This window comes from Streptomyces sp. 147326, assembly GCF_045000215.1.
Classification (GTDB): Bacteria; Actinomycetota; Actinomycetes; order Streptomycetales; family Streptomycetaceae; genus Streptomyces.
Genome location: NZ_CP134201.1, coordinates 3,738,185 through 3,757,515, shown reverse-complemented (window position 1 = coordinate 3,757,515; position 19,331 = coordinate 3,738,185). Strand labels below are relative to the sequence as shown.

The 19,331-nt window shown below is 71.6% G+C and carries 19 protein-coding genes and 3 tRNA genes; 16 read left to right on the top strand and 6 right to left on the bottom strand.

Features of this window, described 5'->3' with window-relative positions; genetic code table 11:
• Window positions 1-30: 30 nt before the first annotated feature.
• From RIU97_RS16680 to RIU97_RS16660, 5 genes are all read left to right on the top strand, one after another.
• Window positions 31-1,584 (top strand): NuoM family protein, encoded by a 1,554-nt coding sequence (locus RIU97_RS16680; protein ID WP_404957526.1) that lies wholly within the window; start codon window positions 31-33, stop codon window positions 1,582-1,584.
• Window positions 1,581-3,131: an NADH-quinone oxidoreductase subunit N gene (locus RIU97_RS16675; protein WP_404957524.1), complete on the top strand. Its 1,551-nt coding sequence runs from the start codon at window positions 1,581-1,583 to the stop codon at window positions 3,129-3,131. Before RIU97_RS16680 ends, RIU97_RS16675 begins: the two co-directional genes overlap by 4 nt.
• 215 nt (window positions 3,132-3,346) lie before the next feature.
• Window positions 3,347-4,210, top strand: coding sequence for a zinc metalloprotease HtpX (gene htpX, locus RIU97_RS16670; protein ID WP_361753665.1), 864 nt, complete (start codon window positions 3,347-3,349; stop codon window positions 4,208-4,210).
• On the top strand, window positions 4,207-4,599 hold the full coding sequence (locus RIU97_RS16665) for a YccF domain-containing protein (protein WP_404957521.1): 393 nt from the start codon (window positions 4,207-4,209) through the stop codon (window positions 4,597-4,599). The genes htpX and RIU97_RS16665 overlap by 4 nt, the downstream gene beginning before the upstream one ends.
• Before the next feature lie 54 nt (window positions 4,600-4,653).
• Window positions 4,654-5,178, top strand: coding sequence for an SMI1/KNR4 family protein (locus tag RIU97_RS16660; protein WP_404957519.1), 525 nt, complete (start codon window positions 4,654-4,656; stop codon window positions 5,176-5,178).
• Here the strand turns inward: RIU97_RS16660 and RIU97_RS16655 are convergent.
• The 3 genes from RIU97_RS16655 to RIU97_RS16645 form a co-directional block, all read right to left on the bottom strand.
• Window positions 5,162-6,397 (bottom strand): APC family permease, encoded by a 1,236-nt coding sequence (locus RIU97_RS16655; RefSeq protein ID WP_404957517.1) that lies wholly within the window; start codon window positions 6,395-6,397, stop codon window positions 5,162-5,164. The genes RIU97_RS16660 and RIU97_RS16655 overlap by 17 nt on opposite strands.
• An 18-nt stretch (window positions 6,398-6,415) precedes the next feature.
• Window positions 6,416-7,843 (bottom strand): SulP family inorganic anion transporter, encoded by a 1,428-nt coding sequence (locus RIU97_RS16650; RefSeq protein ID WP_404957515.1) that lies wholly within the window; start codon window positions 7,841-7,843, stop codon window positions 6,416-6,418.
• A 199-nt stretch (window positions 7,844-8,042) separates the two neighbouring features.
• Window positions 8,043-8,531 (bottom strand): YajQ family cyclic di-GMP-binding protein, encoded by a 489-nt coding sequence (locus RIU97_RS16645; protein WP_030009008.1) that lies wholly within the window; start codon window positions 8,529-8,531, stop codon window positions 8,043-8,045.
• A gap of 200 nt (window positions 8,532-8,731) precedes the next feature.
• Between RIU97_RS16645 and RIU97_RS16640 the strand changes: the two genes are divergently transcribed.
• Window positions 8,732-8,813, top strand: a tRNA-Tyr gene (locus RIU97_RS16640).
• A 110-nt stretch (window positions 8,814-8,923) separates the two neighbouring features.
• On the opposite strand, the gene RIU97_RS16635 is transcribed toward RIU97_RS16640, so the two are convergent.
• A complete protein-coding gene (locus tag RIU97_RS16635) occupies window positions 8,924-10,054 on the bottom strand; it encodes a hypothetical protein (protein ID WP_404957512.1) in 1,131 nt (376 codons plus the stop codon).
• Window positions 10,055-10,587: 533 nt separating this feature from the next.
• On the opposite strand from RIU97_RS16635, the gene RIU97_RS16630 reads away from it, so the two are divergent.
• The 3 genes from RIU97_RS16630 to RIU97_RS16620 all read left to right on the top strand — a co-directional run bounded on the left by RIU97_RS16630 (window position 10,588) and on the right by RIU97_RS16620 (window position 12,671).
• The gene (locus RIU97_RS16630; RefSeq protein ID WP_404957510.1) at window positions 10,588-11,571 is read left to right on the top strand and encodes a hypothetical protein; all 984 of its coding nucleotides are present in this window, start codon (window positions 10,588-10,590) and stop codon (window positions 11,569-11,571) included.
• 190 nt (window positions 11,572-11,761) lie between these two features.
• Window positions 11,762-12,154: a hypothetical protein gene (locus tag RIU97_RS16625; RefSeq protein ID WP_404957508.1), complete on the top strand. Its 393-nt coding sequence runs from the start codon at window positions 11,762-11,764 to the stop codon at window positions 12,152-12,154.
• A gap of 118 nt (window positions 12,155-12,272) precedes the next feature.
• Window positions 12,273-12,671, top strand: coding sequence for a DUF3574 domain-containing protein (locus RIU97_RS16620; protein WP_404957506.1), 399 nt, complete (start codon window positions 12,273-12,275; stop codon window positions 12,669-12,671).
• Between the two features lie 75 nt (window positions 12,672-12,746).
• Here RIU97_RS16620 and RIU97_RS16615 read toward each other — a convergent pair whose 3' ends face one another.
• Together RIU97_RS16615 and RIU97_RS16610 are read right to left on the bottom strand one after the other, a co-directional pair.
• Window positions 12,747-13,403 carry an SDR family oxidoreductase gene (locus tag RIU97_RS16615; RefSeq protein ID WP_404957504.1) on the bottom strand — a complete coding sequence of 219 codons (657 nt, stop codon included), beginning with the start codon at window positions 13,401-13,403 and terminating at the stop codon, window positions 12,747-12,749.
• Window positions 13,404-13,456: 53 nt separating this feature from the next.
• The gene (locus RIU97_RS16610) at window positions 13,457-14,725 is read right to left on the bottom strand and encodes an amidohydrolase family protein (protein ID WP_404957502.1); all 1,269 of its coding nucleotides are present in this window, start codon (window positions 14,723-14,725) and stop codon (window positions 13,457-13,459) included.
• Between the two features lie 436 nt (window positions 14,726-15,161).
• Here RIU97_RS16610 and RIU97_RS16605 point away from each other — a divergent pair.
• From RIU97_RS16605 to RIU97_RS16575, 7 genes are all read left to right on the top strand, one after another.
• Window positions 15,162-15,234 (top strand) — tRNA-Thr (locus tag RIU97_RS16605).
• Between the two features lie 48 nt (window positions 15,235-15,282).
• A tRNA-Met gene (locus RIU97_RS16600) sits at window positions 15,283-15,355 on the top strand.
• An 88-nt stretch (window positions 15,356-15,443) separates the two neighbouring features.
• On the top strand, window positions 15,444-15,608 hold the full coding sequence (gene rpmG, locus RIU97_RS16595; protein WP_003956487.1) for a 50S ribosomal protein L33: 165 nt from the start codon (window positions 15,444-15,446) through the stop codon (window positions 15,606-15,608).
• Window positions 15,609-15,779: 171 nt separating this feature from the next.
• A complete protein-coding gene (locus tag RIU97_RS16590) occupies window positions 15,780-16,232 on the top strand; it encodes a MaoC family dehydratase N-terminal domain-containing protein (RefSeq protein WP_404957500.1) in 453 nt (150 codons plus the stop codon).
• A 1-nt stretch (window position 16,233) separates the two neighbouring features.
• Window positions 16,234-16,662, top strand: a complete 429-nt coding sequence (locus RIU97_RS16585) for a MaoC family dehydratase (protein WP_361753642.1) — start codon at window positions 16,234-16,236, stop codon at window positions 16,660-16,662.
• A gap of 463 nt (window positions 16,663-17,125) precedes the next feature.
• Window positions 17,126-17,695: a TetR/AcrR family transcriptional regulator gene (locus tag RIU97_RS16580; RefSeq protein WP_404957497.1), complete on the top strand. Its 570-nt coding sequence runs from the start codon at window positions 17,126-17,128 to the stop codon at window positions 17,693-17,695.
• Window positions 17,696-17,781: 86 nt separating this feature from the next.
• Window positions 17,782-19,227 carry a DHA2 family efflux MFS transporter permease subunit gene (locus tag RIU97_RS16575; RefSeq protein ID WP_404962857.1) on the top strand — a complete coding sequence of 482 codons (1,446 nt, stop codon included), beginning with the start codon at window positions 17,782-17,784 and terminating at the stop codon, window positions 19,225-19,227.
• Window positions 19,228-19,331 lie beyond the last annotated feature (104 nt).

Sequence of the window (19,331 nt, the reverse complement as noted above, 5' to 3'; positions counted from 1 at the left end):
TCAGCCGTGATTGATATCAGCCCGTCCGTGATGCAGTTCCTTCTGGCGTTCATCGTGGCCGCACCGCTCCTCGGCGCCGCCGCGGCCCTCCTGCCGGCCCCGCCCGGCCTCAAGGGCAAGAGCCCCGAACAGGCCGTGCTCCGCCACGGCGTGACCGTGACCGGCGTGATCCTCGCCGCGGCCATCGCCCTCACCCTGGGCTTCGACCACGACGCCCCGTCCCGCTTCCAGGCGACGACGGACATCAGCTGGATCCCGGCGCTCGACGTCCGGATCCACCTCGGTGTCGACGGCATTTCGCTCCCCCTCCTCCTGATGACCGCGCTGCTGTTCTTCCTCTGCGCGCTCTACAGCTACTTCAAGCTCCCCGCAGGCCCCTCCCCGAAGGCCTTCGTCGCGCTGCTCCTCGTGCTCGAGTCCGGCACCCTCGCGACCTTCGCCGTCCTCGACCTGCTGCTCTTCTTCCTCGCCTTCGAGATGGTCCTCATCCCGATGTACTTCCTCATCGCCCGCTGGGGCGGTGCCCAGCGGCAGGCAGCCGCCTGGAAGTTCATCCTCTACACGCTGCTCGGATCCGTCGTCATGCTGCTCGGTCTGCTGCTGATCGGACTGAAGAGCGGCACATTCGACATGGTGGCACTCGCCACTGACAACGGCCGCGAACTGACCCGCACCACCCAGCTGCTGGCCGTCCTGGCCATCGGCACCGGCCTCGCCGTGAAGACCCCGATGTGGCCGCTGCACAGCTGGCTCCCGGACGCGCACACCGCCGCGCCCACCGTTGGATCCGTCCTGCTGGCCGGCGTCCTGCTCAAGATGGGCACGTACGGGTTCGTCCGCATCCTGCTCCCCGTCACCCCCGACGGCATGACCACCTTCGCCCCCTACCTGGGCGCCTTCGCCGCCGTCGGCATCGTCTACGGATCGCTCGCCTGCCTCGCGCTGGCCCGCAAGGGGAACAAGGGCGACCTCAAGCGCCTCATCGCGTACTCCTCCGTCGGACACATGGGCTTCGTCCTCCTCGGCATCGCGTCCATGACCCCCACCGGAGTCAACGGCGCGCTCTTCGCCAACATCGCCCACGGCCTGATCACCGGCCTCCTCTTCTTCCTGGTCGGCGCCCTTAAGGACCGCTACGGCACCGCCGACCTCGACACCCTCGCCGGGGCCACCGGCGCCGCCCTCTACGGCCGCGCCCCCCGCATGGGCGCCTTCCTCGCCTTCGCCGCCGTCGCCTCCCTCGGTCTGCCGGGCCTGGCCGGCTTCTGGGGCGAGATGCTGGCCCTCTTCGGCGCCTTCGACCCCGCCGAGGGCCTGTCCCGCCCCGCCTTCCTCACCTTCATGGCCATCGGCGCGTTCGGCACCCTGCTCACCGCCGCCTACCTGCTGATCGTCGTGCGGCGCGTCTGCATGGGAGACCCCAAGGAAGGCCCCGAGCTCGCCGTCGCCGACATCCAGCGCTACGAGTTCGCCGCCTGGACCCCCCTCGTCGCCCTCACCGTCCTCGCCGGCCTATGGCCCGCGGTCCTCCTCGGCCTCACCGACCCGGCCGTCCAGAAGCTCCTCGCAGGAGGCAACTCATGACGGCCCTGACGGTCCTCTCCGCCGAGACCCCCAGCCTGGTCCAGTCCGTCGACTGGCTCGCCATCGCGCCCGTGGTGATCACCGCCGCCGTCGGCCTGTTCGTCCTCGTCGCCGACCTCTTCGTGTCCGAGCGCCACAAGCCGCTCCTCGGCTGGGTCTCGGTCGCCGGCCTGGCCGCCGCCACGGTCACCCTGCTGCCGCTGCGCGCCGGCGACCGCACGACCTTCTGCCTCACCAACGACCCGGCGGCCTGCAGCTACGCCGCCGACCACTTCGCGCTCGTCATCCAGTTCCTGGTGCTGGCCGGAGCCCTGGTCACCGCCCTGCTGTCGGTCACCGCCGTCCGCGACACGCGCATGCCCGCCGGCGAGTACTGGTTCCTGCTGCTCTCCTCCGCCGCCGGCGCGGCCCTGCTGCCCGCATCCCGCGACCTCGCCACCCTGATCGTCGCCCTCGAAGTCGCCTCGCTGCCCGCCTTCGCCCTCGTCGGCATGCGCCGCGGCGACCGGCTCTCCTCCGAGGCCGCCCTCAAGTTCTTCCTGTCCTCCGTCACCGCCACCGCCGTGTCGCTGATGGGCGTCAGCTTCGTCTACGCCGCCACCGGCTCCCTGCACCTCACCCAGATCGCCGACCGCCTCGAGGACGTCCCCGGGCAGCTCGACACGCTCGCCATGGCAGGCGTCGCGCTCACCCTCGTCGGCTTCGCCTTCAAGACCGCGGCCGTCCCCTTCCACTTCTGGGTCCCCGACACCTACGTCGGCGCCCCGCTGCCCATCGCCGGCTACCTCTCCGTGATCGGCAAGGCCGTCGGCTTCACCGGCCTCATCCTCGTCACGGTGATCGCCTTCCCGGCGTACTCCGACATCTGGGGTCCGGCCCTGGCCGTCCTCGCCGCGCTCACCATGACCGTGGGCAACGCCGGTGCACTGCGCCAGTCCGCCGACCGCCCGAACAGCGCCGTACGGCTGCTCGCCTGGTCCTCGGTCGGCCAGGCCGGCTACCTGCTGGTCCCGATCGCCGCGGCCGCGTACTCCGGCCGCGACCAGATCGGCTCCACCGTCGCCTACGCCCTCATGTACGCCGCCGTGAACCTCGGCGCCTTCGCCGTGGCCGCCCTCGTCGCCCGTACGAAGCCGCTCCACCGGATCAGCGACTACCGCGGCCTGTACGCCGAGCGTCCGCTGGCCGCCCTCTCGCTTGCCTTCTTCCTGCTCTGCCTGGCGGGCCTGCCGCCGGGCATCATCGGGCTCTTCGCCAAGGTCACCGTCTTCCGGTCCGCGGTCGACGCGGGACTGGGCTGGCTCGCCGTGGTCATGGCGGTCAACGTCGTCATCGCCCTGTACTACTACCTGCGGTGGACCGCGCTCCTCTTCCGCGGGCCGGAGGTCGCCGAGGGCGCCGCGGGCACCGAGGGCGCGCACACCCGTACGAAGGCCCCCTGGCCCGTGACGGCGGCCATCGTCGTCACCGCGATCACCGCGGTCGTCCTCTCAGGCGCCCCGCAGCTGGTCCTGCGCGTCGCGTCGGGCAGCCTCTTCGCGCAGTAGCCCGCACGAGGCGGCACCCGCCCTCACCCGTACGGAGCAACGCCCGCCGCGGCCCCGCCGCCCCCGGGAAGGGGCGGCGGCGGGCGGCCGCCGCCGTGCGCCCTGGGAACCAGACGCCCTCACCTCGCGTTGACCAGGAAGGGAGGGTCCACTGGACCGTAGACCCTCAGACCCATGACGGGGCTCCCCCTGCCGCACCATTTGGAGGGCGTACCGTGCACCGCCGGCACAACGGGCTCAAGACCGCCGTACTCCTCGGCGGGATGTCCGCACTCATCATCCTCATCGGAAGCTTCTTCGGGCGGGGCGGCCTGATCGTCGCCGTGGTCATCGCCCTCGGGACGAACGCCTACGCGTACTGGAACAGCGACAAGCTGGCTCTACGCGCGATGCGCGCCCGCCCCGTCAGCGAGTTCGAGGCCCCCCAGCTCTACCGCATGGTGCGCGAGCTCTCCACGTCCGCGCGCCAGCCCATGCCACGCCTCTACATCTCGCCCACCGAGGCCCCCAACGCCTTCGCCACCGGCCGCAACCCGCGCAACGCCGCGGTCTGCTGCACGGAGGGCATCCTGCGCATCCTCGACGAACGCGAGCTGCGCGGGGTCATCGGCCACGAGCTCAGCCACGTCTACAACCGCGACATCCTGATCTCGTCGGTCGCCGGCGCCCTCGCCTCGGTGATCATGTTCCTGGTGAACTTCGCCTGGCTGATTCCGGTCGGCCGGTCGAACGACGACGAGGGCCCCGGCCTCTTCGGCATGCTGCTGATCATGATCCTGGGCCCGCTGGCCGCCTCCGTGATCCAGCTGGCCATCAGCCGCTCGCGCGAGTACGAGGCCGACGCGTCCGGCGCCCAGCTCACCGGGGACCCGCTCGCCCTGGCCAGCGCCCTGCGCAAACTCGACGCGGGCACCAAGCAGCTCCCGCTGCCTGCGGAGCCCCGGCTGGAGACGGCGAGCCACATGATGATCGCCAACCCGTTCCGTCCTGGTGAAGGCCTTTCTAAGATGTTCTCCACACACCCTCCGATGGCCGAGCGCATCGCCCGGCTCGAACAGATGGCAGGCCGCCCCCAATGAAGACAATCCTGAACGTCATCTGGCTCGTCCTGAGCGGCGTCTGGCTGTTCCTGGGGTACCTCCTCGCGGGCGTGCTGCTCTGCATCACCATCATCGGCATCCCCTTCGGCATCGCCGCCTTCCGCATCGCGGTCTACGCCCTCTGGCCCTTCGGCTACACCACGGTCGAGCGCCACGACGCGGGCGCCGCCTCCTGCATCGGCAACGTCCTGTGGCTGGTCCTGGCCGGCTGGTGGCTGGCCCTGAGCCACATCGTCACGGGCATCGCCCTCTGCATCACGCTCATCGGCATCCCGTTCGGCATCGCCAACTTCAAGATGGTCCCGCTCGCCCTGCTCCCCCTGGGCCGCGAAATCGTCCCGACGGACGCCCCGTTCGCCTCCCGCTGACGGAGTTGTCCACAGGCCGGGCGGGTTGTCGGTGGGGTGCGTCACCATGAACGCATGAACGAGACCGAGCAGTTGCTGGAGCAAGTCGCAGACCGCGTACGCAACTCCGCGCGCGGGCACGGAGGGCCGCTGCCCGCGCCGCTGGGCAGCGGGGAGATCGCCCGGGCCGAGGGCATACTCGGCTTCGCCCTGCCGCCGCTGCTCAGCGCGCTCTACACCCGTATCGGCGACGGCGGATTCGGACCCGAATGCGGGCTGCTCTCCCTGCGTCAGACCGTCCAGAGCTATGAGGCGCACCGCGCCTCCGGATGGCGCTGGCCCGAGGGCGTGCTGCCGATAGCCGACTTCGGCTGCACCATGTACGCCTGCGTGGACTGCCGCTCCGAGACCGCCCAAGTACTGCTCTTCGACCCGAGCCTCGGGGAGCCGGACCTCGCCTGGTCCATCGACACCCCGAGCCTGGCCGGCTGGCTGCGCGGCTGGCTCGACGGCACCGCCTGGTTCTGCGAGGAGTCGGAGCTGGGGGAGGAGCGCGACCTGGAGCTGGCGCCCTGGGCCGAATTCAGATCCCGGATCTGAGCCGGCTCCGCACCCCGTAGGCCAGCGCGCCGAGTGCCAGCACCACCGCCCCCGCGACCACCGACGCGAGGGGCAGCGCGCAGGCCAGCACCACACAGCCGGACAGCCCGACCGCTGCCACGGTCCGCCCCTTGACACCTGAATCGAGTGTCCACGCGGAGGCGTTCGCGATCGCGTAATAGGCGAGCACTCCGAAGGAGGAGAAGCCGATCGCGCCCCGCACATCGGCGATGGCCGCGAGCACCGCCACGACCGCACCCACTGCCAGCTCCGCATGGTGCGGCACCTGATGCCGGGGATGTACGGCGGCCAGCGCGCGCGGAAGATGACCGTCCCGGGCCATCGCCAGCACGGTCCGTGACACCCCGAGCACGAGGGCCAGCAGCGAGCCCAGCGCGGCCAGGGCCGCGCCCACCCGTACGACCGGGGCCAGTTCGGGCCGCCCGGCCGCCCGGACCGCGTCGGCGAGCGGGGCCGCCGCCCGCGCCAGCCCGTCGGCGCCGAGCACCGACAGCGCCGCCACCGCCACCGCGGCGTACACCAGCAGCGCGATCCCCAGCGCGAGCGGCACCGCCCGCGGGATCGTCCGTTCCGGGTCGCGCACCTCCTCGCCCAGGGTGGTGATCCGGGCGTAGCCCGCGAAGGCGAAGAACAGCAGACCGGCACCCTGCAACAGCCCGGCGGCGTCCCAGTCCGAACCGCCCAGCCGCCCCGCTCCGGCCGCGCCGGAGGACAGGCACACCACGACCACCCCGGCCAGCACCGCCAGTACCACCGCCACGATCAGCCGGGCGATCCGGGCGGACTTCTGAACACCGCCGTAGCTCGCGGAGGTCAGCGCCACCACCGCCGCGACGGCCACGGCATGCTGCTGCCCGGGCCAGACGTACGCGCCCACGGTGAGGGCCATCGCCGCGCAGGACGCGGTCTTGCCGATCACGAACCCCCAGCCCGCCAGATGGCCCCAGAAGGGCCCGAGCCGCTCGCGCCCGTAGACGTAGGTGCCGCCCGAGGCCGGGTAGCGGGCCGCGAGCCGCGCCGAGGAGTGCGCATTGCAGTAGGCCACGAGCGCCGCCAGGGCGAGCGCGGCGAGCAGCGCCTCGCCCGCGGCCCGCGCCGCCGGGGCGAGGGCCGCGAAGATACCGGCGCCGACCATCGCGCCGAGCCCGACGACGACGGCGTCGGAGACACCCAGGGTGCGCTTCAGCTGATGGTCCACGGGCGGAGGGTAGCCCGGCTAGATGACGCCCTCCCGGCCGGGGAGCGGCGCCCGCATCCGCTCCCAGCCCTCGAGGGCGGTCAGGCAAGCGTGGTCGAGGTGGCGCAGCCCGCTCAGATCGAGCCGTACCGGCTGCCCGTGCGGCAACGCGTCCAGCGCGTCGAGCAGTTTGGGCAGCCGCAGGAAGCTGGCGTTCCCCACGATCCGCACGGACAGCCCCTCCTCCTCCCACACCTCCTCGATGTGCACGTGGGAGGTCTCCCAGGCCGCCTTGGCGACGGCGAGCCCCAGCCCGACCAGCACCCCCTCGAAGAGGTTGGTCACCACGATCGCGGAGGCCGTGGCCAGCAGCACCACCGCCTCGCCCCGATGCGTCCGCCACAGCGCGGCCACCGCCTTGGCCGGCAGCAGTTTCCAGCCCGCGTGCAGCAGCACCCCGGCCAGCGCGGCGAGCGGGACGATCTCCAGCACCCGGGGGAACGCCACCGCGAACAGCAGCAGCCAGCCGCCGTGCATCACCCTGGCCGCCCGCGTGCGCGCGCCGGCCTCCACATTGGCCGCGCTGCGCACGATCACGGCGGTCATCGGCAGCGCCCCGAGGAGCCCGCACACGCTGTTGCCGACACCCTGCGCGATGAGCTCCCGGTCGTACTCCGTCCTCGGCCCGTCGTGCATGCGGTCCACGGCGGCGGCACTGAACAGCGTCTCGGCGGAAGCGATCAGCGCCAGTGCGACCACGGTCCCGGCCGCTCCGACGGAGGCCAGCACGTCGAAATCGCCCCAGCCGGGCGGGGACACGGCCGCCAGCACGCCCGTCACCCGCACCTTCTCGACGGGCAGTCGCAGCAGGGCGGCCGCGACGGTGGCGGCGGCCACCCCGACGAGCGCCCCGGGCACGATCCGCAACCGGGCGGGCACCCGGCGCCAGGCGACCATGGCGGCGATCGTCCCCACCCCGAGCAGCACCGCGACCCAGTCGGCCCGAGCCCCGAGCTCGTGCACACCGCCCAGCTTCGCCAGGGTCTGCCCCGGAGCCTCCACGCTGCCCAGGGCGTACAACTGCCCGGAGATCAGGACCAGCCCGATCCCGGCCAGCATCCCGTGGACGACGGCCACCGAGATCGCCCGGAACCACCGCCCGAGCCGCAGCACCCCCATGCCCAGCTGCAGGACCCCCGCGGCCAGCACCAGCACCCCGAGGGCGGGCAGGCCGTACGTCTGCACCGCCTCGTAGACGAGCACGGTGAGCCCGGCCGCGGGCCCGCTCACCTGCAGCGAGCTCCCGCGGAACCATCCGGTGACCAGCCCCCCGACCACCCCGGTGACGATCCCCAGCTCGGCTGGCACCCCGGAGGCGACCGCCACCCCCACACACAGCGGCAACGCGACCAGCGCGACGACGACGGACGCCCCGAAGTCATCCCGAAACGTGCCGGCCCCAGACATGCGAGAACCCCCTGCCGCGCGGTGATGCGATGCCCTCAGCCTGGTGGGCGCACTCACCGCGGCCCAAGTACCCACAGGAGTCCACGGTGGCGCGTGCGCCGCACACGCCCCGCACACACCCCCGCACCCCCGCACACGCCGCGGCCCGGCGGTCGGTGAGGACCGCCGGGCCGGCGTGGTGGCAGGTCTCGGACCTGGGTCAGCGGTAGTTCACGAACTGGATCGCGAAGTCCAGGTCCTTGCCCTTGAGCAGCGCCTGGACCTCCTGCAGGTCGTCACGGCTCTTGGAGCTGACGCGCAGCTCCTCGCCCTGGACCTGGGCCTTGACGCCCTTGGGACCCTCGTCCCGGATGATCTTCGCGACCTTCTTGGCGTTCTCCTGGGAGATGCCCTCCTCGATCGTGGCGAAGATCTTGTACTCCTTGCCGGACAGCTGGGGCTCGCCGGCGTCCAGCGCCTTGAGCGAGATCCCGCGCTTGACCAGCTTGGTCTCGAAGACGTCGAGGACGGCCTTCACACGCTCCTCGGAGTTCGCCTCCATGAGGATCTTCTCGCCGGACCAGGCGATCGTGGCGCCGGTGCCCTTGAAGTCGTAGCGCTGCGAGAGCTCCTTGGCGGCCTGGTTGAGGGCGTTGTCGACCTCCTGCCGCTCGACCTTCGAGACGATGTCGAAACTGGAGTCGGCCATGTGCTGTGGCTCCTTGAAGTCGGTTGTGATCGCCCCGGAGGGCGCGGCCGGACATGCCCGGCCCGCTCCGCAAAGCCTAGCCACCGCGCCCACCCGCAACGCTGATCAATCCGGTGGCGAAGCACCCCCGGTCATCAGGTATCGTTTACGTCGTTGCCAGGGAGCGCCGCCGCAAGGTGGAAAAAATGGCAGCAAATCTTGGCGGTGTGCCCGAGTGGCCAAAGGGAGCAGACTGTAAATCTGCCGGCTCAGCCTACCCAGGTTCGAACCCTGGCGCCGCCACGCGAAAGAAGCCCCTCTGATCTGCGGAAACGCAGATCAGAGGGGCTTCCTCGTTAACGCCGGGACCACGGGGCTACGGCCGCGCCGGCTTCAGCGCCGTGGTGGGGGCCTCAGGAGCAGCCTGCGACCGTGCCGGCGCAGTTCGCGGGCAGGTTCTTGACGATCTTGCTCTCCTTGAGGGTCACGACCGCGCCGGCCTGGTTGTTGATGCCGCCGCCGACGCCCGCGGCGCGGTTCTCCGCCACCGTCGTGTGCTCCAGGGTCAGCTGCGTGGCGTCGCCGCCCGCCTCCTCCGCGTTGTTGATGCCGCCGCCGTCGCGCCCGGCCGAGTTCGACTCGACCTTGGTCTTCTTCAGCGTCGCGGTGCCGGCGTTGTTGACGGCGCCGCCGTCGTTGCCCGCCTTGTTGTTGGCGAGGGCGGACTGCTGGATCTCCAGGGACCCGCCCGCGGCGTTGTTGACGGCCCCGCCGTTGAGACCGGCCCAGTTCTCGATGAGCTTGCTGTGCTTGATGGTCGCGGTGCCCAGGTTGTTGATGGCGCCGCCACTGCCGTCACGGGCCTCGTTGTTCGTGATGAGGGTGTGCTCGACGGTCAGCGTGCCCTCGTTCTGGATGCCGCCGCCATTCTCGTCCGCCGTGTTGCCGGCGACGGTGCTCTTGGTGAGCGTGAGGGTGCCGTTCGCGCTGTTGCTGAGGCCGCCGCCGTCCCCGGGGTCGTCCGTGGGGGACGTGGCCACGTTGGTCAGGATCTCGGTGTCGACGAGGGTGACGTCGCCGCCCTCGTTGGAGATGCCGCCGCCGTTCCCGCCGGCCTGGTTGCCGGCGACCTTGCTGTCCTCCAGGCGCAGGGTGCCCGCGTTGGCGATGCCGGCGCCGTTGCCCTCGGTACGGCCACCGGTCACGGTGAGGCCCTTGAGGGTGAGGGTGCCGCCCTCGTCGACCTGGAGGAGGCGGAAGAGGGGGTTGCCGCCGCTGACCGAGCGGATCAGGGTCGAGTTGTGGCCGACGAGCGCGACGTTCCCGGTGATGGCCGGCAGGGCAATGCCCGAATCGCCGAAGTCGTCCTCGAAGCGGTACGCACAGTCCTTGGCCAGGTTGATCGTGCCGCCCGCGGCATTCGTATTCGCCTGCTCGACGGCGGTGATGAGCGCGGCGACGTCGCCACAGGCGATGCTCACCTTGTTCGGCGCCTGCGCCATGGCCGGCGAGGCCGCCATGCACATGCCCACGCTTGCCGCCACGGCACATCCAGCGAGTACGAGACGATTCTTCATCGATGCCCTTCCTCTCGGTTACAAGCCGGGCAGCCCTCCTGCTCCTCTCCCTGCACGTGGAGAGGAGGAGAAAACCGATCATGGAGCCCGGCAAGACGTACGAGTGGTATCGCTCGCGTCGGGTCATCTCCCGCACCCTGACGGGGACGCTCTGAGATTGCATTCGAATGGCGGTCGCCCGTTCGTCCCCCGGCCCTGCGCAGCAAGGCCCCGCCCCGCGCCAATTCCGCGGGGCGGGACGCCGAGGTCGCCGACCCACACGTCATCTCTGTCGGCCCCGGGTGCGGCGGAAACGGCTCCCGCCCTCGAATTGCTCCGGTCAGATGAACTACTCACCTGCCTGGGTCACAGCCTCGGCCCTGCCAGCGCCCCCGCCGCGTCGGCAGCAGGTCGGATGGGCGGCGCGTGAAGAACTCACAGGGCCACAGGGCAACCGATGGCCCACGCACCCTCCCATCGCACTCCCGCGGCAGCCCTCGGCGTCGGCGGGTAAGGAAGCCATGAACCTGAAGCATCAGACGGCGACGATTCAACGGCCCCGGGGGCGTTCCCGGGTTCTGCTCGCCTCCATCGCCGCGGCCGCGGCCTTGACCGGCCAGCTGATCGCGGTGGCACCGACCGCGTCCGCGGACGAACCCAAGCCGTCGGACCAGCACAACGCCAAGGTGACCGAGCCCAAGAAGCACGGCCACGGAGACCTCAAGAAGCTCCCCGAGGTCCTCCACGGTCTGCGGCAGTTCACCTCGGACAACACCTTCACGCCGCCCGAGGGCGTCACCTCGGTGTTCGTCCAGGCGTGGGGCGCCGGCGGTGGCGGCGGCGGTGGCGGCGGCTCCGCCCGCAGCAACGGGAACGGGAACGGGCCCGGCGGCAACCCCGGTGGCGGTAACCCCGGTGGCGGTAACCCCGGTGGCGGCAACCCCGGTGGCGGCAACCCGACCGCGGACGGAGACGGCGCCGCCGCCGAAGCCCCGCGCAACAACACCGGCGGCACCGGCGGTGGCGGCGGTGGCGGCGGCTTCACCTGGTGCGTCATCCCGGTCGTTCCCGGAACGGACTACGGGGTGGACGTCGGCACCGGCGGCGCCAACGGCCTCGGCGGCGCACCGGGCGTGAACGGCACCGACGGCGGCGCGGGCACCACCACGTCCCTGACCGTGGCCTCCACCGCCACCGTGCTCCTCACCGCCACCGGCGGCACCGGAGGCGGGGGCGGCACCGCCGCGGACCGCGGTCCCGGCGACCCCGGCACGCCCGGCCAGGGCGGCAGCGGATGGTGCTCCTCGGGCGGCGTCAACGTGTCCGGCGACCCGGGCAGAGCCGACGGCACCGGCGGCGGCACCGCCGACGGCATCGTCGAGCTCCCGGCAGGTGCCGCAGAAGGTGGCGACGGCGGCCGCGGCGGCGGCGCCACCCGGGCCATCGGCCACTCCGGCTCCCGCGGCAAGGACGGCGGCGACGGGTACGCGGTCATCTACTGGTAACCCCACCCGCTCACCGCACACCGGCCAGAAGCCCGTCCCCCGCCCGACGACCAGGGCCGGGCGGGCTTCTCGCCATGGCCCGACGGCGAAAAACACCGGGCGGCGGCACCACGGCTGCGGCATGCTGACCGTGTGACCCACATCAGCAGCCGAAAGGCCCGTGCCGCGTAAGGCACCTTCGCAGGTCAGGATGGACCTGCCCGCCAGAACGCCCCGGTCGGCCGAGCGCGGCGCCGTTCCAGGGGTCTCCTCGTCCACGCTCGCCGCGATAGCCCGCGTCGAACGCCGCCGGTACTGGCACGGCATGACGCACAGCGCCGTGAACCACTGGCGCCGGACCGTGTACCAGCGGGGACCGTGGATCATCTACCCCCGCCTGGACGAAGACCTCGGGTGCTGTGACTCGCTGCTCTACTGCCGCGGCTCACTGGAGACCGTCTGCCTGCTCCTCCCGCCGCGCGCCCGGCGCGAGTTGCGTGCGGTGCTCGCGCCGCTCGACGCGCGGTTCCTCGCCCGTACCCTCAACGATCCGTACGCCGCCCCTGACGATCCCTGGTGGGGGCGGCGCCTGGGGAGGCCATGACGGCCGCCCGCCGGGCCCGGGGCCCACCGTCGGCCCATCGACCGCATCGTCGCGGGCTCCTGTTCGTTCACCCGGAGTGAAATGGACAACTGATACACGGGGGAAGGTCGGCGGCGGGGTGCTCGTCGCCCTGCTCGGCGCGGGGATTCCGGCTCTGATGGGAGCGGCCCTGCACACGGACGTGGGGGATCCGTACCAGGAGACCCGGCTGTACTTCGGCACCGAACGAGCCGACGGCCGGGGCCCCGTCGAGGAGCGGGAGTTCATGCGGTTCCTCGACGCGGAGATCACCCCCGCCTTCCCCGAGGGACTGACCCTCCACGACGGGTACGGCCAGTGGCGGGGCAAGGACGGCAAGACCGTCCGCGAGACCTCGTACGAGGTGGTCCTGCTGTACCCCGAGAAGGAGGCTGACGAGCGCAGCACGCGCATCGAACGGATCCGGCAGGCCTACGAGGACCGGTACCAGCAGGATTCGGTCGCGCGGTCCGACGACAAGGTCAACGCCGGGTTCTGAGCCACCGTCCGAACCACCTCCGAACTACCTCCTCACCACCTCCGAACCACCGCCCGGGTGGCCGTCGGGGCGGCCTCAGTTGCCCGCCACGTCCTTGACGGCCACCTGGACCGGGGTCGAACCGGAGACCAGCTCCAGCGTCAGGCCGGCCGTCGCCGGGGTCTCGACCAGCTCGGCCAGCACCGCCGCCACGTCGTCGCGCGGAACGGCCCCACGGCCCGTCTGCGCCTCCAGGCGGACCTGACCCGTCCCGGCGTCGTCGATCAGCGAGCCGGGGCGCAGGACCGTCCACTCCAGGCCCAGCCGGGTGCGCACGTGGTCGTCGGCCTCGCCCTTCGCCCGCAGATAGGCGTCGAAGACCTCGTCACCGCCGTGGTGCGCGTCCGCGCCCATCGAAGAGACCATCAGGAAGCGCCGCACACGGGCCCGTTCGGCCGCATCGGAGAACAGCACCGCCGCGCCCCGGTCCACGGTGTCCTTGCGCCCGATGCCGCTGCCGGGGCCCGCGCCCGCCGCGAACACCGCCACGTCCGCGCCCTGCAGGATCCCGGCCACGTGCTCCACCGAGGCCGACTCCAGGTCGCAGAGCACCGGCTCGGCCCCCGCCTCCCTGAGGTCGTCGCCCTGTGCCGGGTCGCGGATGATGCCCGCGACCTCGTACCCGCGCGCGGCGAGCAGGCGCTCCAGCCGCAGCGCGATCTGACCGTGTCCACCCGCGATGACGATGCGCATGTCCCGACCGTACGACGAGCCGGGCGCCCACGCCCGCGAACGCACGGCGAACTTCAGGGACCGGGCTCCGTACGGCCCTGCCGGGGCAGGTCGAGCGCCACCGCGACCGCCGAGTCGCAGTACTCCCGTACGGCACTCGTACGGGCTACCACCCGCCCGCGGTGGATCACGATCCGGCTGTACGCGAGGGACAGCACGCCCGCGATCCGGTCCCCGCGTACGGCGAGCAGCTCCGCCGGGAAACCGGCCTCCACCCGCACCTCCGGCAGGCCCATGGCCTCGCGGGCGCAGGCGCTGACGGAGTCGTAGGCCTCGCCCGCCCGGAGGCCGCCCTGGGAGGCCAGCAGGTACGCGGCCTCCAGCGGATCGCCCCGGCCGACCGGGTTACCGGCGTCCCGCAGGGCCCCGCTGCCGGCCGCGACCCGGACGCCGGCGGCCCGCAGCAGGCGTACGGGCGCGGTGCGCAGGCCGCGGCGCTCCAGGGCCGCGCAGTCGCCCTGGGGCAGGCAGGTCACCCGTACGCCGGCCGCCGCCAGCTGGTCGGCGGCGCGGGCCGCCGCGTCCAGGGGGAGCCGGGACAGACCCCCGCAGGGGCCGATGGTCACCCCGGGGCGCAGCCCGCCGGCCATCGCCGCGAGCCGGGAGAGGCGGCCGGGATCGTCACCGTCCGTGTGCAGATCCACGGGGCAGCCGTGCTCGGCGGCGAGTTCCAGGACGGCTTCGAGGAAGCCCGTCGGGTCCGGGTCCAGGTCCGGGCAGCCGCCGATCACGGAGGCGCCCATCTTGACCGCGTCCCGGAGCATGGCGAGCCCGTCCGCGCCGGCCACCCCGGTCAGCAACCGGGGGACGGCCACGGCGGTGAGGTCGGTGAGCCCGCGCAGGGAGCGCCGGGCCTGGAGCACGGCCTCCATCGGGCCGAGCCCGTGCACATCGCCGATGCGTACGTGGGAACGCACGGCGGTGGCGCCGTGGCCGAGCTGGAGCAGGGCCGCCTCGGTGGCCCGGCGCTGGACCTCGTCCGGCGTGTAGGAGACGGGCCCCTCGCCGTCGGCGGTCAGCGCGGTGTCCCCGTGGGCGTGCGGCTCGGCGGGGGCGGGGAGCAGCAGGTAGCCGCCCAGGTCGACCCGGGAGAGCGCGGGGGCGGGGAGGCTGCCCGCGGTGCCGACGGCCTGGATCCGGCCGCCGCTGAGGCGGACGTCGACGGTCCGGCCGTCGGTGAGGCGGGCCCCGGCGAGCAGCAGGGTGGTGGCCTCGGCTGCGGCCGCGTTGCCGTTGCCACTACGGGGGGACTGGAACGGCTGCTGCGGCTGGCTGTCGGACATCGCGCTCCTGCGGTGGCTCGGGCGGTTCCTGGGCCCTGGCCGCGGCCCACGGCCCAAGATCACGCAGCGTGCTCAGAGCCTAGGGCGCGGCGCACCCCGCTTCACGGAAGAGCGCAATAGTCGTACCGGTGTGGTGCCCGTACGCCGTAGCGCCCGCGCGTGCGCCCCCGTCGGCCGGGCCGGGCCGGGCCGGCTCGGTTCCGCTCCGGCCGACTCCAACCCACGCCCGTGCGGTACGGGTTCGGGCGCGGGCGAGGCGCGCGTTCGACGCCCGCGCGAGTGTGAGCCCGCACACATTTCGCCCGCAAAGTGGGGCGGGAGTGGGGTGGAAGGGGTGGGTGGGTTGATCGAGAAGGGCTTCGGAACCCCCTCGGAGCCCGGTCCCCGCAAAGGATTTGGGCGATCGGCGGGCAACCGTGTAATGTCTTCATCGCTCGCCCCAATAGCTCAGTCGGTAGAGCGTCTCCATGGTAAGGAGAAGGTCTGCGGTTCGATTCCGCATTGGGGCTCTGGTGAGAGAGGTTCCCCACCCTCGGGTGGGGAGCTGATCACATCAAAGCGGCGTAGCTCAGTCGGTAGAGCAAGCGGCTCATAATCGCTGTGTCACCGGTTCAAGTCCGGTCGCCGCTACACACAGTAGCCGATTGCGGGGTCGGTCTCCCGGTCGGCTACTCTTGTATGCGTTCATCCGTCCCAATTTCCGTCAAGGAGCACTCACGTGGCTGCCACCGACGTCCGCCCGAAGATCACGCTGGCCTGCGTGGAGTGCAAGGAGCGGAACTACATCACCAAGAAGAACCGGCGTAACAACCCGGACCGTCTTGAGATGAAGAAGCACTGCCCGCGCTGCAACTCGCACACCGCGCACCGCGAGACCCGCTGACCCCAGCGAAGTCTCGATAACAGGCACCGTCATGAGGTCGTCCCCTTCATTGGGGGGCGGCCTTGTGTCGTTTCCGTGGTCGGCATCCTTAGCTTCGGCTTCGGCTTCCTCTTCGTCTTCTTTCTTCTTGTCTTTGTGTCTTTCGTGTCCCTTCATCAGGAGGTAGTGAGCATGGCTCTCGACCAGTCCTTCGTGGGGCGGAGCTACCCGCCCACCGATCCGTACGAGGTCGGCCGGGAGAAGATCCGCGAATTCGCGGTTGCGGTGGGTGACGCCAATCCCGTCTACACCGACGCCGAAGCCGCCAAGTCGTACGGCTACTCCGATGTGATCGCGCCGCCGACTTTTGTGTTCGCCATCACCTTCAAGGCGGCCGGCCAGGTCATCGAGGACCCGCAGCTGGGTCTGGACTACAGCCGCGTCGTGCACGGCGACCAGAAGTTCGCGTACTCCCGCCCCGTGCGCGCGGGTGACCGGCTCTCGGTGACCTCCACCATCGAGGCCGTGAAGTCGATGGCGGGCAACGACATCATCGACATCCGCGGCGAGGTCCACGACGAGACCGGCGAGCACGTGGTGACGGCGTGGACGAAGCTCGTCTCCCGCGCCCCCGAGGAGGCCTGACATGGCAGCGCAGATCCAGTACGCCGACGTCGAGGTCGGCACCGAGCTGCCGGCGGCGTCCTTCCCCGTGACGCGCGCCACGCTCGTCCAGTACGCCGGCGCCTCGGGCGACTTCAACCCGATCCACTGGAACGAGAAGTTCGCCAAGGAGGTCGGACTGCCGGACGTGATCGCGCACGGCATGTTCACCATGGCCGAGGCGATCCGTGTGGTCACCGACTGGGTCGGCGACCCGGGTGCGGTCGTTGAATACGGCGTGCGCTTCACCAAGCCCGTCGTGGTCCCGAACGACGACCGGGGCGGGCTGATCGAGGTCACCGCCAAGGTCGCCGCGAAGCTGGACGACAACCGCGTCCGGGTCGACGTGACGGCCATGAGCGCGGGCCAGAAGGTCCTGGGCATGTCCCGCGCGGTGGTCGAACTGGCCTGAGGTGCCGAGGTCCTGAGGTGCTGAGGTCCTGAGGTGGGGGTGGGCGGAGGTGCCGGGGTGCCTCCGCTGGGGCCCGCTGTTGGCGCTCGCCTTGGGACTCGTCGCCGGGGCGGAGCCTCTGCGGGGTTTCCCGTCGGTCTCATCGTCTTCCGTGGCGGGACGGTCCCTCAAGGGCGCTCCTTCGTCGCGTCGCTGCGCGATGGCCTGCGGCCACCCTTGACCGACCGTCCCGCCACGGAAAATCGAAGACAGCCGGGAAACCCCCCAAAGAACGGGCCGGGCGATCAAGGCAGGGACAGGTGTGCCGGTGGCCGGCGGCCCGGTCGGGGGGCGCATCAGATCGCTACGCGGTTTCGCATCTCTCAGCGGCTGCCGGCCGTCTGTGGCCGGGGAGGGGGCTCCCTCTCTCGAAGCCCGGGCTCGCCCCTTGACGAAGTTAGTGATTGAGCACTAACTTTGTGGCATGGCGAGGATGAGTGCAGATGAGCGGCGGGAGAGCGTGATTCGTGCGGCGCTGCACGAGTTCGCTCGGGGTGGTTACTACGGGACCTCCACCGAGGCGATCGCCAAGCGGGTGGGTGTTTCGCAGCCGTATCTCTTCCGGCTCTTCCCCAACAAGCAGGCCATCTTCCTGGCCGCCTCCGCGCGCTGTCTGCAGGAGTCGCGGGACGTCTTCGCCGGTGCCTCCGAAGGGCTGCACGGTGAAGAGGCGCTGCAGGCCATGGCCAACGCGTACACCCGGCTGATCGCCGAGGACCCGGACAAGCTCCAGATGCAGCTCCAGGTCTACGTCACCGTGGCCGCCGCAGAAGCGGCCGGCGACCACGAGTTCGGTGAGGTCGTCCGCGCCGGCTGGGTGGAGCTCTGGGACACCGCCCATCTGGCGCTCGGCGCCGATCCGAACGAGACCACGACCTTCATGGCGTACGGAATGCTGATCAACACCCTCGCCGCCATGGGGTTCCCGCCCGAGCACCGGGTCTGGGAGGGTCTCTATCCGTCGGCCCGCGCCACGGGTCGTCTGGAGGCGTGATGCCGGGGTGCGCCCTGCCGTGCGCGCCTTTTTGTCCGCAAAAGTTAGTCAGCAATAACTAACTATCCCCAGGGGGAATCGTGAACATGCACGACACGGACACCAAGCTCCGGGGGCCCGCCGTCTGGGCCCTCATCCTCACCGGCGTGGCCAGCTTCATGGCCGCGCTCGACAACCTGGTCGTCACCACCGCCCTCCCCGCCATCCGCGAGGACCTCGGCGGCCGGCTGGAGGACCTGGAGTGGACGGTGAACGCGTACACGCTCACCTTCGCCGTCCTCCTGATGTTCGGCGCCGCCCTCGGCGACCGCTTCGGCCGCCGCCGGCTCTTCATCGCCGGCCTCGCGGTCTTCACCGGCGCCTCCGCCGCGGCCGCCCTCTCGCCCGGCATCGACGCGCTGATCGCCGCCCGCGCCGTGCAGGGCGTCGGCGCCGCGATCATGATGCCGCTCACCCTCACCCTGCTCACCGCCGCCGTCCCGGCCGCCCGCCGCGGCATGGCCCTCGGCATCTACGGCGCCGTCACCGGCCTCGCCGTCGCCAGTGGCCCCCTCATCGGCGGCAGCCTCACCGAGCACATCTCCTGGCAGTGGATCTTCTGGCTGAACGTCCCGATCGGTCTGGCGCTCATACCGCTCGCCCGTCTGCGGCTCGCCGAGTCCACCGCTCCGGGCGCCCGCCTCGATATCCCCGGCACCCTGCTCATCAGCGGCGGCCTCTTCGGCATCGTCTACGCCCTGGTCAACGCCAACTCCGAGGGCTGGACCAGTGCCCCGGTCCTCACCGGCCTGATCGTCGGAGCCGCGCTCATCGGCGGCTTCATCCACCACGGCTTCACCCACGCCAACCCCATGCTCCCCATGCGGCTCTTCCAGAACCGCGGCTTCCTCGGGATCAACATCGCCAGCCTGCTGATGTTCCTGGGCATGTTCGGCTCGATCTTCCTGCTCAGCCAGTTCCTCCAGGGCGTCGCCGGGTACTCGCCCACCGAGGCGGGACTGCGCATGCTCCCGTGGACCGGAATGCCGATGATCGTCGCGCCGCTGGCCGGGATCCTCTCCGACCGCATCGGCGGCCGTCCCGTCGTCGCCGCCGGCCTGGCGTTCCAGGCCCTCGGCCTCGGCTGGTTCGCGGCGGTCCTGAGCACGGACGTCTCCTACGTCGCCCAGCTGCCGCCGCTGATCCTCAGCGGGATCGGCATGGCCCTCTACTTCGCCCCCTCCGCCAACGTCCTGATGTCCACGGTGGTCCCCGCCGACCAGGGCAAGGCCTCCGGCACCAACAGCGCCCTGCGCGAGGTCGGCGGAGCCCTCGGCGTCGCCGTCCTGGCCTCGGTCTTCTCCGCCCAGGGCGGCTACGAATCCCCGCAGGCCTTCACCGACGGCACCATCCCCGCCCTGTGGATCGGCGCCGGCGCCGTCGCCCTGGCCGCCGCCTTCGCCCTGCTCCTGCCGCGCCGGGCGAAGCCCTCCCCGGTCCCCGCCGCCGTCGAGGCGGTCGCGACCGCCGAGAAGGTGCCCGCCGCCGGCTGACCGGGCCCGGTCCCGCTCGCCGGCCGGGGCCCGCGCGGGAGGCGGCCGGGAGAACCGCAGCACCGCCCGCGCACGAAGATCCGTACGACTCATCGTGAAGGAGT

Bases quoted from the DNA above. Each gene is read 5' to 3' on its own strand.
- RIU97_RS16680 (WP_404957526.1), top strand. From the start codon at position 31: ATGCAGTTCCTTCTGGCGTTCATCGTGGCCGCACCGCTCCTCGGCGCC.
- RIU97_RS16675 (WP_404957524.1), top strand. From the start codon at position 1,581: ATGACGGCCCTGACGGTCCTCTCCGCCGAGACCCCCAGCCTGGTCCAG.
- RIU97_RS16665 (WP_404957521.1), top strand. From the start codon at position 4,207: ATGAAGACAATCCTGAACGTCATCTGGCTCGTCCTGAGCGGCGTCTGG.
- RIU97_RS16660 (WP_404957519.1), top strand. From the start codon at position 4,654: ATGAACGAGACCGAGCAGTTGCTGGAGCAAGTCGCAGACCGCGTACGC.
- RIU97_RS16650 (WP_404957515.1), bottom strand. From the start codon at position 7,843: ATGTCTGGGGCCGGCACGTTTCGGGATGACTTCGGGGCGTCCGTCGTC.
- RIU97_RS16645 (WP_030009008.1), bottom strand. From the start codon at position 8,531: ATGGCCGACTCCAGTTTCGACATCGTCTCGAAGGTCGAGCGGCAGGAG.
- RIU97_RS16630 (WP_404957510.1), top strand. From the start codon at position 10,588: ATGAACCTGAAGCATCAGACGGCGACGATTCAACGGCCCCGGGGGCGT.
- RIU97_RS16625 (WP_404957508.1), top strand. From the start codon at position 11,762: ATGGACCTGCCCGCCAGAACGCCCCGGTCGGCCGAGCGCGGCGCCGTT.
- RIU97_RS16615 (WP_404957504.1), bottom strand. From the start codon at position 13,403: ATGCGCATCGTCATCGCGGGTGGACACGGTCAGATCGCGCTGCGGCTG.
- RIU97_RS16610 (WP_404957502.1), bottom strand. From the start codon at position 14,725: ATGTCCGACAGCCAGCCGCAGCAGCCGTTCCAGTCCCCCCGTAGTGGC.
- RIU97_RS16590 (WP_404957500.1), top strand. From the start codon at position 15,780: ATGGCTCTCGACCAGTCCTTCGTGGGGCGGAGCTACCCGCCCACCGAT.
- RIU97_RS16585 (WP_361753642.1), top strand. From the start codon at position 16,234: ATGGCAGCGCAGATCCAGTACGCCGACGTCGAGGTCGGCACCGAGCTG.
- RIU97_RS16580 (WP_404957497.1), top strand. From the start codon at position 17,126: ATGGCGAGGATGAGTGCAGATGAGCGGCGGGAGAGCGTGATTCGTGCG.
- RIU97_RS16575 (WP_404962857.1), top strand. From the start codon at position 17,782: ATGCACGACACGGACACCAAGCTCCGGGGGCCCGCCGTCTGGGCCCTC.